The 13,154-nt window shown below is 63.6% G+C and carries 11 protein-coding genes; 1 reads left to right on the top strand and 10 read right to left on the bottom strand.

The features are described 5' to 3' along the window. Nucleotides 1-34 precede the first annotated feature (34 nt). The gene (locus tag ABIE40_RS25590; protein WP_112717883.1) at nucleotides 35-532 is read right to left on the bottom strand and encodes an Lrp/AsnC family transcriptional regulator; all 498 of its coding nucleotides are present in this window, start codon (nucleotides 530-532) and stop codon (nucleotides 35-37) included. Between the two features lie 160 nt (nucleotides 533-692). On the opposite strand from ABIE40_RS25590, the gene ABIE40_RS25585 reads away from it, so the two are divergent. Next, nucleotides 693-1,016, top strand: coding sequence for a DUF6074 family protein (locus ABIE40_RS25585; protein ID WP_354541143.1), 324 nt, complete (start codon nucleotides 693-695; stop codon nucleotides 1,014-1,016). 4 nt (nucleotides 1,017-1,020) lie between these two features. On the opposite strand, the gene ABIE40_RS25580 is transcribed toward ABIE40_RS25585, so the two are convergent. The 9 genes from ABIE40_RS25580 to ABIE40_RS25540 all read right to left on the bottom strand — a co-directional run bounded on the left by ABIE40_RS25580 (nucleotide 1,021) and on the right by ABIE40_RS25540 (nucleotide 13,117). After that, nucleotides 1,021-1,527, bottom strand: coding sequence for a hypothetical protein (locus tag ABIE40_RS25580; RefSeq protein ID WP_199625268.1), 507 nt, complete (start codon nucleotides 1,525-1,527; stop codon nucleotides 1,021-1,023). Nucleotides 1,528-1,596: 69 nt separating this feature from the next. Next, nucleotides 1,597-2,628, bottom strand: a complete 1,032-nt coding sequence (locus tag ABIE40_RS25575; protein WP_112717652.1) for a CorA family divalent cation transporter — start codon at nucleotides 2,626-2,628, stop codon at nucleotides 1,597-1,599. Nucleotides 2,629-2,749: 121 nt separating this feature from the next. Next, on the bottom strand, nucleotides 2,750-5,416 hold the full coding sequence (locus ABIE40_RS25570) for a nitrate reductase (RefSeq protein ID WP_199625267.1): 2,667 nt from the start codon (nucleotides 5,414-5,416) through the stop codon (nucleotides 2,750-2,752). A gap of 207 nt (nucleotides 5,417-5,623) precedes the next feature. Next, a complete protein-coding gene (nirD, locus tag ABIE40_RS25565) occupies nucleotides 5,624-5,959 on the bottom strand; it encodes a nitrite reductase small subunit NirD (protein ID WP_199625266.1) in 336 nt (111 codons plus the stop codon). Between the two features lie 4 nt (nucleotides 5,960-5,963). Next, a complete protein-coding gene (gene nirB / locus ABIE40_RS25560) occupies nucleotides 5,964-8,414 on the bottom strand; it encodes a nitrite reductase large subunit NirB (protein ID WP_199625265.1) in 2,451 nt (816 codons plus the stop codon). Nucleotides 8,415-8,418: 4 nt separating this feature from the next. Next, complete coding sequence (locus tag ABIE40_RS25555; protein WP_199625264.1) at nucleotides 8,419-9,216, bottom strand: ABC transporter ATP-binding protein; 798 nt, start codon at nucleotides 9,214-9,216, stop codon at nucleotides 8,419-8,421. A gap of 11 nt (nucleotides 9,217-9,227) precedes the next feature. Next, nucleotides 9,228-10,121 (bottom strand): nitrate ABC transporter permease, encoded by an 894-nt coding sequence (gene ntrB, locus ABIE40_RS25550; RefSeq protein ID WP_199625263.1) that lies wholly within the window; start codon nucleotides 10,119-10,121, stop codon nucleotides 9,228-9,230. 60 nt (nucleotides 10,122-10,181) lie between these two features. Continuing rightward, nucleotides 10,182-11,480, bottom strand: coding sequence for a CmpA/NrtA family ABC transporter substrate-binding protein (locus ABIE40_RS25545; RefSeq protein ID WP_199625262.1), 1,299 nt, complete (start codon nucleotides 11,478-11,480; stop codon nucleotides 10,182-10,184). Between the two features lie 362 nt (nucleotides 11,481-11,842). After that, nucleotides 11,843-13,117, bottom strand: a complete 1,275-nt coding sequence (locus ABIE40_RS25540; RefSeq protein WP_210340976.1) for an ABC transporter substrate-binding protein — start codon at nucleotides 13,115-13,117, stop codon at nucleotides 11,843-11,845. Nucleotides 13,118-13,154 lie beyond the last annotated feature (37 nt).

Genomic DNA, 13,154 nt, shown 5'->3' with positions numbered 1-13,154 from the left:
TGTCTAAGGCTGAGGGCCGGGCCGCATGATCTCTCTATGCATCGTTCGAGGTTTCGCCCGGCTGTACCAGAGCGGCGACTGGCAGCACGGTCTCGTCCTTGACCGTCTTGGTGACGATGTAGGTGAAATAGCGTTCGATCCCGAGTTCGCGGTCGAGCAGCCCATCGATCAGCCGCTGGTAGGCATCGATATCGGGGGCGGCGATCCGCAGGAAGTAATCGACCCCGCCGCCGACGGACCAGCAGCCGACGATTTCGGGGATACCGGCGATCGCCCGCTCGAAGCGCTCGAAATCGCTCTGCCGGTGGTTGGCAAGCGTGACCTCGACCATGACGCTGGCGACCGGGGCGATTTTGCGCAGTGCGATGCGTGCGTGATAGCCGGTGACGATCCCTGCCTTCTCGAGCTTGCGCAGCCGCATCCAGCAGGGCGTCGGCGAAAGGCCGGCCTTTTCTGCCAAAGCAAGTTTGGTAATGCGGCCATCCCGCTGAATCGCATCGAGAATTCTGAGGTCGATGGCGTCTAACTTCATGATCTTTCCGGGCTTGCAAATCATTTCATGAGCGAAGCGCGACAATGGAAGCGCATTTTGCCGCCGTCAATCCGGCGATCGAAATCGCTGTCTTCCTGTGCGCAAGCAGTCGTTAACCATCGCCGGTCTAACGATTGTGCTGACAAAACGGGATGATTCGATGGATGCCTCTCCTGCGGCGCTTCTGGCCGCTCTCAAGAACAGCGAACTTTTGATCGTGCGTGACGTGACCAAGGCAGGCGATGTCGATCGCTGTGCCGAGACGCTCGATAACCTGCATGGCGAGGCAGCCGTGACATTCTGGAAGGCCGAATGCCGCCGTCTGGCGGACGAGCTCGGCCAGTGCGGCCTGTCGGAAGACGCCGTGCGCGATCGCGTTCTCGATTTCCAGGCAACGGTGCAGACGGCGCTCGTCCAGCGCCATCAGGCACGGGCTCTCTCGGCAACGCGCGCCGAGCAGCAGAAGAAGCGCCGCACGGCCTGAACCGTCACTGCCGGCGCAGGCTGATCTCGCTTGTGGTCACCGACTTGCCCGACGCCTGATCCTTGTCGATCGTCTGGATCAGCAGCTGGTTGTTGCCGCGCTTGCGGATCGTCATGTTGGCATTGCGGTCGCCGTTGACGAGCCGCGCCCAGCGCACAGCGAGATTGATCACATCCCCCTGGCGGCTGCCCGAGAGCTGCGACGGCGAGCCGGACGGGCCGGTATAGTTGCCGGAGTAGCGCGTGCCGCGCGCCGAGAGGTCAGCGGAGATCGCCCGGTTGACCACCAGAAGACCCCGGCAATTGCCTCGCATCGAGATCGACGCTCCCGGCGCATCTATATTGAATTTGCAGGAAACATTGATCGGCGAGCTGCCGATCTTTCTGAGCACCTTGCCGGTGCCTGTCCAGCTGCCGCTGAGCGGCTGCAGGAACCCCGCCTCGTCGGCGGCGGCCGGAGCGGCGGCACAGAGACCGGCAAGAACTGCAATAAGACGTGCTTGACGACGCATGATCTCAATCCCCCTGAGCGGAATTGGGACAGAACGCTGTCCATCACCCACCGGTTCCGCGCCCGGCACTCAAAGCCAGTTGATGCGCTTCAGCACGTAGAGCGTCGCCACCGAAGTCGCCGCCACGAAGGCGACGATGATGATGAAGGCCCAGGTGTCGTTGACCCCGGGAATGCCGCCGACATTCATGCCGAAGAGGCCGGCCACCACGCTCGGCGGCAAGAGCAGCGCCGCAAGGGCGGCAAGCCTGTTGGAATTGCGGGCGATGCGCTCGCTGATCACGGTCGACAGGTCGTCATGCAGGATGCCGGTGCGGTCGCGGATCGCGTCGAGATATTCGATGAAGCGCATCAGCTTGTCGATGACCTCGCGCATCCGGAGCTTGTCGCGCTCGGCAAGCCAGGGCGCATCGTCGTGCTCGATACGGTTCAGCGCGTCACGCTGCGGAGCGAGGTAGCGCCGCAGCTGAACAGCGCGGCGGCGCAGCAGCTTGAGACGCTCGCGCACTTCGGCGGCTTCGCCGTGAAAGATCAACTCGTCGAGCTCATCGACTTCCTCGTCCATCTGGTCAAGAACAGGCTCCAAGTCTCTGACAAGCTTGTCGCTGACGAGTGCCAGAAGTTCGCCGGTGCGCTTCGGCCCCTTGCCCTTTTCCAGCGCCTGGCGGATGTCGCGCAGCGCCGTGATATAGTGCCCGCTGTCGCGCAGGGTGACGACACGGTTTTCATCCACCCAGGCATGCAGCGGCACGAGATCGAGATCGACGGGCGCGTCTTCGGCCTCTTCGGGTGGTGCCGCGCAGACGCCGCGCAGGATGATCAGCAAACCGTCGTCGACAGGCTCGACACGCGGGCGGGATTCGTCTTCCAGCAGGGCATCCGTCACCAGCGGATCTAGGCCGCCACGCTCGGCAACCCAGGCGGCCGCGGCAACGTGATCGCGTTCCAGGTGAACCCAGAGAATGCCATCGGCAGGCTTCCAGTCGCGCAGACCGGAGGCACCGATCTCGCGACAGCCGCCCTTGCCGTCGAGTAGCACCGCAAAGCGAATGCCCGGCTCGGCGCCGTAATTCAGCTGGATCTTCGGGGCCGCAATTTCCATCCGCTCGCCATCCTCCCGTGGAATGCAAAAAGAAAGCGAAATCATACGCCTATATGCGCATGGTTTAGCACTTCGCGAGGGCAGACGGAACTACAGTTTCTGATCGGTGATTGGCCCCCCGCTACTCGGCGGCCGCAGCGAGGCAACCGTCGATGATGGTGCGGATTTCGGCGCGGCAGGAACCGCAATTGGTGCCGGCATTGAGCGCCTTGCCGATCGCCTCGACCGTATGGCAGCCATTGCGGATCGCGCCGGTGATCTGGTTGACGCCGACGCCGAAGCACGAGCAGACGGTCGCGCCGGGATCCGGCTGGTCCGATCCCGGCCGCCCGGCCGCGATCGCAAAGCGCTTGCGCAGATCGCCGTGCGAGGCGGTTAGCTGCTGCACAGCCCAGGCGCGGGCAACAGCGACCGGTTCGGGAGCGACGAAGAGGGCGGCGAGCAGCCGCGTGCCGTCAAAGAAGGCGAGCCGTGTTTCGCCGGTCGCGCCGTCGCAATAGCCGAGCGGCTCGACACCAGCAGGAATGCCGAGATGCTTGCGGCACCAGTTCGCCCAGTCGGAAATCCCGGTGCAGGATGCGAATTCCAGCCGCCATCCGCCTTCGGCCTTCGCGAGAGCCCAGTAATCGCAATCAAGGTCCTCGGGCCTCGCGGCGGAAACGGCAAAGCCATAATGCTCTGCCTTGAGCGGCCGTGCCCTGACGGCGACGTTTTTCGAGGCAGGCTGGCCGGAGACAGGATCGACAACGGGTGCCACGGCTGCATCAATGCGGGCACGGGCGGAGAATTGGCCGTTCCAATGCATAGGCACGAAGATACTGCCGCGTGCCTGGCGCTCGCTGATCAGCGCGCGGACGACCGCCGTGCCATGAGGGCTCTCGATCTCGACCAGACCGGCGCCACGGATACCGAGTTCCATGGCGTCTCGCGGATGGATTTCAGCGAAGGGTTCGGCGATATGGGCGGAAAGGCGGGCGCTCTTTCCGGTGCGCGTCATGGTGTGCCACTGGTCGCGGATGCGGCCGGTGTTCAGTGTCAGCGGATAGTCCGCGCTCGTCCTGTCCGTTTCCGGAAGGTTTACGGCGATGAAGCAGGCCCGCTGGTCGGGATGGAAGAAGCCACCATCGGCGAAGAAGCGTTTGCCGCCGGGCGGAACTGGAGCATCCGCCAGCGGTGCCGGCCATTGGAAAGGGTGCAGCGCGTGATAGGCCGCGTCATCGATGCCGGCGTAGGCGCCGATATCGAAATCACGGTTGCCGCTATTTTCGAAGGCCGAGAGGGCGGCATGCTCGGCAAAGATCGCTGCCGGATCGGCAAAACCGAACGCCGCCTCGTGGCCCATGCGCCGTGCGACTTCGGCAAGCTGCCACCAGTCGGCACGCGCTTCGCCAGGAGCCGGCAGGAAGGGGCGCTGGCGCGAGATGCGGCGCTCGGAATTGGTGACCGTACCATCCTTCTCGCCCCATCCGAGCGAGGGCAGGAGGACATCGGCATGACGCGTCGTGTCCGTGTTCCCAACGATATCGGATACGACAACGAAGGGGCAAGCGGCGATCGCCGCCTCGACGGCATCGGCGTCGGGCATGGATACGACGGGATTGGTCGCCATGATCCAGAGCGCCTTGATGCGGCCTTCGGCGACAGCCCTGAACATGTCGACCGCCTTCAGGCCGGGCTTCGCGGCAATGGCGGGCGAAGACCAGAAACGCTGCACTCGGTCGCGATCCTCAGCGTTCTCGATTGCCATATGCGCGGCCAGCATATTGGCAAGCCCGCCGACTTCGCGCCCGCCCATGGCGTTCGGCTGACCGGTCAGCGAGAACGGTCCCATGCCGGGCCGGCCGATCCGCCCGGTCGCCAGATGGCAGTTCAGGATGGCGTTGACCTTGTCGGTGCCCGATACCGATTGATTGACCCCTTGGCTGTAGCAGGTGACGGTTTTCTCCACCGTCTCGAACAGCCGGAAGAATTCGCGTAGCTGCATGGCGGGAAGGCCGGTACGCTCCAGAAGCTCATCCCAGCTGAGAACCGCCGCGGCCGCAAAGGCTTCGGCAAAGCCCGCCGTATAGGCGCCGATGTAGTTCTGATCGATCGCCGGGCTGGTCGCCAGATGCGCGAGCAGGCCGGTAAACAGCGCCACATCGCCATCCGGACGGATCGCCAGATGCAGATCGGCTATGTCCGATGTCATCGTCCGGCGCGGATCGATGACGACGATTTTCATGCCGGGCCGGGCCGCCTTGGCGGCGGCGAGCCGCTGGTAGAGAACGGGATGGCACCAGGCGAGGTTTGAGCCCGTCAGGATGACGAGATCGGCAAGCTCGAGATCCTCATAGGTGCCGGGAACAGTATCCGATCCGAAGGCGCGGCGATGGCCGGCGACTGAGGACGACATGCAGAGGCGGGAATTAGTGTCGATATTGCCGGAGCCGATAAAGCCCTTCATCAGCTTGTTGGCGACGTAGTAGTCCTCTGTCAGCAGCTGGCCGGAGACGTAGAAGGCCACGGCATCAGGGCCGTGTTCGGCGATGGCTTCCGAGAATTTCGTTGCGACGAGGTCGAGGGCGGTGTTCCAGCTGGTCCGCTCGCCGTTGACTTCAGGATGGAGTAGGCGGCCGTCGAGGTCGATGGTCTCGGCAAGCGCCGAGCCCTTGGAACAGAGGCGGCCGAAATTGGCCGGATGATCGGGGTCGCCTTTGACGGAGACCGATCCGGTGTCGTCGACCTTGGCGATGACGCCGCAGCCGACGCCGCAATAGGGGCAGGTGGTTTTGGTTTCAGTGGGCATGGGGGCTTGCCCTCATGCTGTGGTGCGTGGCGCTACCCCCCTCTGTCCTGCCGGACATCTCCCCCACAAGGGGGGAGATCGACTCGTGGCACGTGTCTCCCCAAACAATGAAGGTTGAGGCGAGCGGGTCCGCCCAGCCAATCTCCCCCCTTGTGGGGGAGATGCCTGGCAAGGCAGAGGGGAGTAGCTCCGAACGCATCCGTCTGATCACTCCGCCGCCATCATCAAACTCTCGAACGCGATAAATAGCGCCCCATCCTCATTCCGCACAGGGATCGTCCGCACCACCCCGTCATCGGCCCCAAGCGCCTTGCCGGTTTCCAGCGAGATCACCCAGTTGTGCAGCGGGCAGGTGACCGCCTTGCCGTGAACGATGCCCTGCGAGAGCGGTCCGCCCTTGTGCGGGCAGTGGTCTTCGATTGCGAAGACCTCGTTTTCGGCCGTGCGGAAGACGGCGATCTTTCCCTGCGGGGTCTTCACGCAGCGCGCGCCGCGCAGCGGGATGTCCGAGATATCGCCGATCGAGATCCAGTTCATACCCATCTCCTCACTCCGCCGCTTCGCTGAAGCCGACGGTCGCCATCGGCTTGAACTCGTGCTTGTCCTTGCCGGAGACGCGCTCCGACCAGGGGTCGACCTGGGCAAATTTCTGCGAGAAGACGAAGCGCTCGTAATAGCCGGTGCGCTTCTCGGTATCCTCCATGATCTGCCGGCGGATTTCGTCGAGGCCGATGCGCTTGGCCCATTTGTAGATGCGCTCGAGATAGCGGCCCTGCTCGCGATACATCTGCGTCAGCGCCACGATATGCTCCAGCGCTTCGTCCTCTGTTTTGACGAGGCCGAGTACCTCGGTGCCCTTGATGTCGAGACCGGCAGCACCGGCGAAATGGATCTCGAAACCGCTGTCGACGCAGATCACGCCGATATCCTTGCAGGTCGCCTCGGCGCAGTTTCGCGGACACCCTGAAACCGCCAGCTTCAGCTTTGCCGGCGTCCAGGAGCCCCACATGAATTTCTCGATGCGGATGCCGAGGCCGGTCGAATCCTGCGTGCCGAAGCGGCACCAGTCGGAACCGACGCAGGTCTTCACGGTGCGCAGCCCCTTGGCATAGGCCTGGCCAGAGATGAAACCGGCCTTGCCGAGATCGGCCCAGACGGCGGGAAGGTCTTCCTTCTCGATGCCGAGCAAATCGATGCGCTGGCCGCCGGTGACCTTGACCATCGGTATCTCGAACTTGTCGACGACATCGGCGATGGCCCGCAGCTCGTTTGCGTTCGTCACGCCGCCCCACATGCGCGGCACGACTGAATAGGTGCCGTCCTTCTGGATGTTGGCGTGGACACGCTCGTTGATGAACCGCGACTGGTAGTCGTCGGCATATTCATCCGGCCAGTCGGCGACCAGATAGTAGTTCAGCGCCGGGCGGCACTTGGCGCAGCCGCAGGAGGTCTTCCATTCCAGCTCCTGCATGACAGCAGGAATGGTCTTCAGCTTCTTTGCCTTGATCAGGCGGCGCACATCGTCATGGCCGAGCTCCGTGCAGGTGCACATCGGCGTGACGGCGGCTGTGTTATAGGCATCGCCGAGCGTCAGCGACATCAGCTGTTCGACGAGGCCGGTGCAGGAGCCGCAGGAGGCCGACGCCTTCGTGTGTGCGCGCACATCGTCCAGCGAGGTCAGCCCCTTGGCGCTGATCGTCGATGTGATCTTTCCCTTGCAGACGCCGTTGCAACCGCAGATTTCCGCATCATCCGGCAAGGCTGCAACGGCCGCCATAGGGTCCAGCGGCGACCCTCCCTGATAGGCCTGGCCGAAGATCAGCGTATCGCGCATCTGCGAGATGTCGGTCGCCTTCTTCTTCAGATCGTTGAACCAGGCGCCGTCGGCGGTCTCGCCGTAGAGCACCGTGCCGATGATCCGGTTTTCCTTGATGACGAGGCGTTTGTAGACCCCTGCAGTCGCGTCGCGCAGGACGATTTCCTCGCGGTCGTCGCCATCGGCAAAGTCGCCGAGCGAGAAGAGCTCGATGCCGGTCACCTTCAGCTTTGTCGGCGTATCGGAATGGACGAAGGCGGGCTTGCTGTCGCCCGCCAGATGTGAGGCGGCGACCCGCGCCATCTCGTAAAGCGGCGCGACCAAGCCATAGACCATGCCGCCCACTTCGGCGCATTCGCCGACCGAATAGATATCGCCATCCGAGGTCTGCATCCCGGCATCGACGACGATGCCGCGGTTGACTACGAGGCCGGCATCCTTGGCGAGATTGACATTCGGGCGGATGCCGACCGCCATGACCACCAGCGTTGCCGGAATGATCGTGCCGTTGTCGAGTTCGATGCCCTCCACCTTGCCATCGCCGACAATCGCCTTGGTATTGGCTTTGCAGATGACCTTGATGCCGCGTTCCTCGACGGCCTTCTGCAGCAGGTAACCCGCCGCCGGATCGAGCTGGCGCTCCATCAGCGTCGGCATGACATGGAGAACGGTGACGTCCATGCCGCGCTGGGCAAGACCGGCAGCCGCCTCGAGACCGAGCAAGCCGCCGCCGATGACCACGGCCTTTTCACGCGACTGGGCGGCAAGCAGCATGGCCTGCACGTCGTCGAGATCGCGATAGGTGATAACGCCAGCCAGGTCCTTGCCGGGAACGGGAATGATGAAGGGCACGGAGCCGGTGGCGATGACCAGCTTGTCGTAGCTTTCGGTGACGCCGTGATCGGAGGTCACGGTCTTTGCAGTACGGTCGATGGCGACGATCTTGTGGCCCTTGTAGAGCGTGATCCCGTGGTCGATGTACCAGCCGTCGCCGTGGATGACGATCTGCTCGTAGGTCTTCTCGCCGGAGAGAACGGGCGAGAGCATGATGCGGTCGTAATTGACGCGCGGCTCGGCGTTGAAGATCGTGACGGCGTAGCGGCCGGGCGCCTGTTCGAAGAGATGCTCCAGCATGCGCCCCGGCGCCATGCCATTGCCGATGATGACGAGTTTCTCGGTCATGGTGTTACTCCGCAGCTTCGACGAAGCGGTGACGTTCGTAGAGGAACTTCAGCACGGCCTCGCGGCATTTGAGGTAGGTTCGGTCGGAGGCGAGCTCGATGCGGTTGCGTGGGCGCGAGATCGGCACGTCGAGGACTTCGCCGATCTTGGCCGCCGGGCCGTTGGTCATCATTACGATCCGGTCCGAGAGAAGCACCGCTTCGTCGACATCGTGGGTGATCATCACCATCGTGTTGCCGAGCCGGGCATGGATTTCCATGACGGCATCCTGCAGATGGGCGCGGGTTAGCGCATCGAGCGCGCCGAAGGGCTCGTCGAGCAGCAGGATCTTCGGTTCCATCGCAAGCGCTCTGGCGATGCCGACGCGCTGTTTCATGCCACCGGAAATCTCGGCGGGGCGCTTGTCCTTCGCGTGAGCCATCTGCACGAGGTCCAGATTGGCCATCACCCAGTCATGGCGCTCCGCCTTCGTCTTGCTGCTGCCGAAGACCTTGGAGACGGCGAGGTTGACGTTCTCGTACACGGAGAGCCAGGGAAGCAGCGAATGGTTCTGAAAGACGACGGCGCGTTCCGGCCCCGGCGCGTTCACCTCACGGTTTTCCAGCAGGACGGCGCCCGAGGAGACGGGCGTCAGTCCGGCGATCAGGTTGAGCAGCGTGGACTTGCCGCAGCCGGAATGGCCGATGATCGAGACGAATTCGCCCTTGGCGATCGTCAGGTTGATCCCCTTCAGGACTTCGGCACGAACGCCGCCGCGATCGAAATGCTTGTCGATATGGTCGAGCTTCAAATAAGCGGTCATCTCTGATCTCCTCAATTTGCCGAAGCGCCGCGGGTGATCAGCCGGCCGGCTGCCGCCACGAGCTTGTCGAGGGCGAAGCCGACGACGCCGATATAGGCGAGCGCGACGATGATGTCGGGCAGGCGCGACGAGTTCCACGCATCCCAGATGAAGAAGCCGATACCGACACCGCCGGTCAGCATCTCGGCGGCGACGATCGCCAGCCATGAGAGACCGACGCCGATGCGCAGGCCGGTGAAGATGTAGGGGGCAGCCGAAGGCAGCATGATCTTGAAGAAGAACTCGATCTGGTTCAGCCGCAGAACCTGCGCCACGTTGCGGTAATCCTGCGGGATGTTGCGCACGCCGACGGCGGTATTGATGATGACGGGCCAGATCGAGGTGATGAAGATCACGAAGATCGCCGAAGGATTGCTGTCCTGGAAAGCCGCGAGCGACAGCGGCAGCCAGGCAAGCGGCGGCACGGTGCGCAGCACCTGGAAGATCGGGTCGAGGCCGCGCATCGCCCAGACCGACTGGCCGATGATCGCGCCCATGACGATGCCGGCGACGGCGGCAAGTCCGAAGCCGTAGGCGACGCGCTGCAGCGAAACCAGCACGCGCCAGCCGAGGCCGATATCCTGCGAGCCGTAGTTGAAGAACGGGAAGGCGATCAGATCGTAGCTTTCCTGCCAGACCTGATGCGGCGAGGGCAGGGAGGCCGTCGGCGACGAACAGAGGATCTGCCAGACGCCAAGCATCAATGCGAGCACGACGAGCGGCGGCACGACATTGCGGGCGGCGGCTGTCGCAAGCTGCCGGACATTGACGCGGCGCGAAGGCGCCTTGGTCAGGCGCACCACGTTCGCCGTCTTGGGGGCAGGCTGCGCTGGGGTAATCGGTTCATTCTTTGCGAGGGCTGACATGCGATCGCTCCTTAAGGCAAGAAAAGGCCGGCGCGCCCGTCACGCGCCGGAGGCGGGGAACTAGGACGCGGCCTTGATGGCAAGGCTGTCGAGATAGGCGGAGGGGTTCTCGGGATCGAAGACCTTGCCATCGAAGAAGGTCTCCTTGCCGCGCGAGGAAGAGGCCGGAATATCGGCGGCGGCGACGCCGAGATCCTTGGCGGCCTGGCGCCAGATATCTTCGCGGTTGACCTTGTCGACCAGCGCCTTGATGTCGGTGTCGGGCGCGAACTTGCCCCAGCGGATGTTCTCGGCCATGAACCAGGTGTCGTGGCTCTTGAACGGGTAGGAGACGCCGCCTGCCCAGAATTTCATGTAGAGATCGGTGCCGTGGGCGACGCGGCCATTGCCGTAGTTGATGTCGCCCTTGAGGCGGCCGAGCACGTCCTTTGGCGGCACGTTGAACCACTGGCGCTTGCCGAGGATCGTCGCCATCTCTTCCTTGTTGTCCATGCTGTCGCACCATTGCTGGGCTTCCATCACGGCCATCAGCAGGGCCTTGGCGGCGTTCGGGTTCTTCTCGATCCACTCGGTGCGCATGGCGAGCGCCTTTTCCGGGTGGCCCTTCCAGAGCTCGCCGGTGGTCGCCGCGGTGAAGCCGATGCCCTGATTGACAAGCTGCTCGTTCCAGGGCTCGCCGACACAGAAGACGTCCATGTTGCCGACCTTCATGTTCGCCACCATCTGCGGCGGCGGGACGACGATGGTCGAAACGTCCTTGTCGGGATCGATGCCACCTGCGGCGAGCCAGTAGCGGACCCAGAGATCGTGCGTGCCGCCGGGGAAGGTCATCGCCACCTTCACTTCGCCGCCCGCAGCCTTCTTCTTCTCGAATGCGGCCTTCAGCTTGGAAGCGTCGAGCTGCACGCCGGTTTCGGCATATTCCTTGGCGACCGAGATGCCCTGGCTGTCGTAGTTCAGCCGCGCCAGGATCGACATTGCCACCGGCTGGTTGTTCTGCGTCACCTTGCCGGCCTGCATCAGGTAGGGCAGCGGCGAGAGGATGTGGGCGCCATCGATGCCGTTCGCCGCGCCTCCGAGCACGAGATTGTCACGGGTGGCGCCCCAGGATGCCTGCTTGGCGACGTCGACATCGGGCATGCCGTGCTTTTCGAAGATGCCCTTCTCCTTGGCGACGATCAGCGGCGCGGCATCCGTCAGTGCGATGAAGCCGAGCTTGGCGCCCGTCACTTCAGGTGCTGCAGCCGCCGCAAAGGCGCCGGACGGGAAGGCCGAGCGGACCGCGCCGATCAGGGCTGCCGTCGCTGTCGTCTTCAGAAGATTGCGGCGGCTGAAGCTGCCGGTGAGGATCTTGGTCATGCGCAGTTCCCCTTATTGTCGAGTGGTCGCCGGATTTTGGGCACAAAAAAACGCCGCTCGGAGATTGCGTCTGCGGGAAGGGAGGGTCCCGGACAGCAAAAACCTTGCGACGTCGATGTCTCTTGCAAGCGCCTATCGCGCGCTCATCTGCCCGGATCGCCGTTGATCCGGGCGCTATTAGCCTTGCAAAGGCCGTGCCAGTTTCAGGTCGCTGCCGTCAATTGATTGAAAGCGTTTGGTATTCTGCGTTGAAATGATGGCAGGTGAATTTTTATGCGTTCTAAAATTCTGCGCATCTTTTATGCGAATGCCTGGATGGAAGCGGACCGCGCTGCCAGCAATTTGTGCAGCGCGGCAGACCCTCAGCCCTCGTCCGGCTGCCGGATGGCGATCGATGCGCTCTTCACTTCGAAGCCGTTGATGTAGGCAGCGAAGTCGCCCGGATCGAAGATGCGGCCGTCCATGAAGCGCTCGCCATCGCGGTCTCCCTCAATGCGAATATCGGCATCCTCAGGCGTGCAATCGTCGCCGAGTGCGGCGCGGTAGAGGTCCGGCCGATAGGCGGAAGCGGCGGCGCGCGCCAGCGCCAGGCTGGGCTCGGCCTGGCCCCAGCGGATCATCTGGCTGTAGATCCAGAGCGCCTGGCTCGGGCGCGGATAGTTGGCGAACTGGCCGTGGAACTGGAAATAGTTCTCGATGACGCGGCGATTGCCCTTGGCGTCGAGGCTGAACTCACCGGCAAGCACGTGGCGGATGATCTCGACGGGCGCCGCGATGTAGCGCGGATCGGCAAGGACGTCAGCGAGCGCGTCATGGTTTGCCGCGTCGTCGCACCAGCGCGCGGCCGCATCGAGTGCAACGATCAGCCGCGAGACGGTTTCTGGATGGCTCTCTGCCCAATCCGGCCGCATGCCGAGGATCTTTTCCGGCGCCGACGGCCAGATATCCTGCTTGGCGGCGACGATGCGGCCGACGCCGCGCTCGGAGGCGACCATGTTCCAGGGCGCGCCGACGCAGAAGCCGTCGATCGCGCCTGCGGCAAGCGCATCCGATGTCAGCGGCGGCGGGACGACGACGAGCTTGACGTCATGATCGGGATCGATGCCGCCGGCGGCGAGCCAGTAGCGGAACTCGTAATTATGCGAGGAGAAGGGATAGGTCATGCCGAGAGTCGGCATCGATTCGCCGCGTGCCCGCATATCGGCAAGCACGGCGGCAAGCGCCTTGGCATTCTCCATCGCGCCTGCGGTTTCCCCGGTGCCCGCGACCTGCTGCATGCGTTCAAAAAGCCGCGTCGAAAGCGTGATCGCATTTCCACCGCGGCCGAGCGAGAAGGGCGTGATGGTCGGCGATGGATTGGAGCCGAGGCCGAGCATGGCGGCAACCGGCATCGGCGAGAGCATGTGGGCAATGTCGAACTGCCGGAAAGCCAGGCGATCGCGGACGTTCGCCCAGGACACATCCTTCACCAGTTCGAGTGCGATCCCTTCCTTGGCGGCAAAGCCGAATTCGGCGGCGGCGATCAGCACCGATGCATCGACAAGCGGGATGAAACCGGCGCGCAGAACTCTCGGTCCCTCGCCGTTCGACAGGGCGGGAGAGGCGATGCGGGCGCTGCCGCTGGCAATCTTGGTCAAGGCATTCACTCCAGCGTCCTCCAGGCGCTTATTGCAT

It is taken from the genome of Rhizobium sp. OAE497 (genome assembly GCF_040546565.1).
Lineage (GTDB): Bacteria > Pseudomonadota > Alphaproteobacteria > Rhizobiales > Rhizobiaceae > Rhizobium.
The sequence above is the reverse complement of the archived record's forward strand: the minus strand, read 5'-3'. Positions and strand labels throughout refer to the sequence as shown.

What these genes read in the sequence shown, in the direction of transcription:
- ABIE40_RS25590 (WP_112717883.1), bottom strand. Translation starts at nt 532, where the DNA reads ATGAAGTTAGACGCCATCGACCTCAGAATTCTCGATGCGATTCAGCGG.
- ABIE40_RS25585 (WP_354541143.1), top strand. Translation starts at nt 693, where the DNA reads ATGGATGCCTCTCCTGCGGCGCTTCTGGCCGCTCTCAAGAACAGCGAA.
- ABIE40_RS25580 (WP_199625268.1), bottom strand. Translation starts at nt 1,527, where the DNA reads ATGCGTCGTCAAGCACGTCTTATTGCAGTTCTTGCCGGTCTCTGTGCC.
- ABIE40_RS25575 (WP_112717652.1), bottom strand. Translation starts at nt 2,628, where the DNA reads ATGGAAATTGCGGCCCCGAAGATCCAGCTGAATTACGGCGCCGAGCCG.
- ABIE40_RS25570 (WP_199625267.1), bottom strand. Translation starts at nt 5,416, where the DNA reads ATGCCCACTGAAACCAAAACCACCTGCCCCTATTGCGGCGTCGGCTGC.
- nirD (WP_199625266.1), bottom strand. Translation starts at nt 5,959, where the DNA reads ATGGGTATGAACTGGATCTCGATCGGCGATATCTCGGACATCCCGCTG.
- nirB (WP_199625265.1), bottom strand. Translation starts at nt 8,414, where the DNA reads ATGACCGAGAAACTCGTCATCATCGGCAATGGCATGGCGCCGGGGCGC.
- ABIE40_RS25555 (WP_199625264.1), bottom strand. Translation starts at nt 9,216, where the DNA reads ATGACCGCTTATTTGAAGCTCGACCATATCGACAAGCATTTCGATCGC.
- ntrB (WP_199625263.1), bottom strand. Translation starts at nt 10,121, where the DNA reads ATGTCAGCCCTCGCAAAGAATGAACCGATTACCCCAGCGCAGCCTGCC.
- ABIE40_RS25545 (WP_199625262.1), bottom strand. Translation starts at nt 11,480, where the DNA reads ATGACCAAGATCCTCACCGGCAGCTTCAGCCGCCGCAATCTTCTGAAG.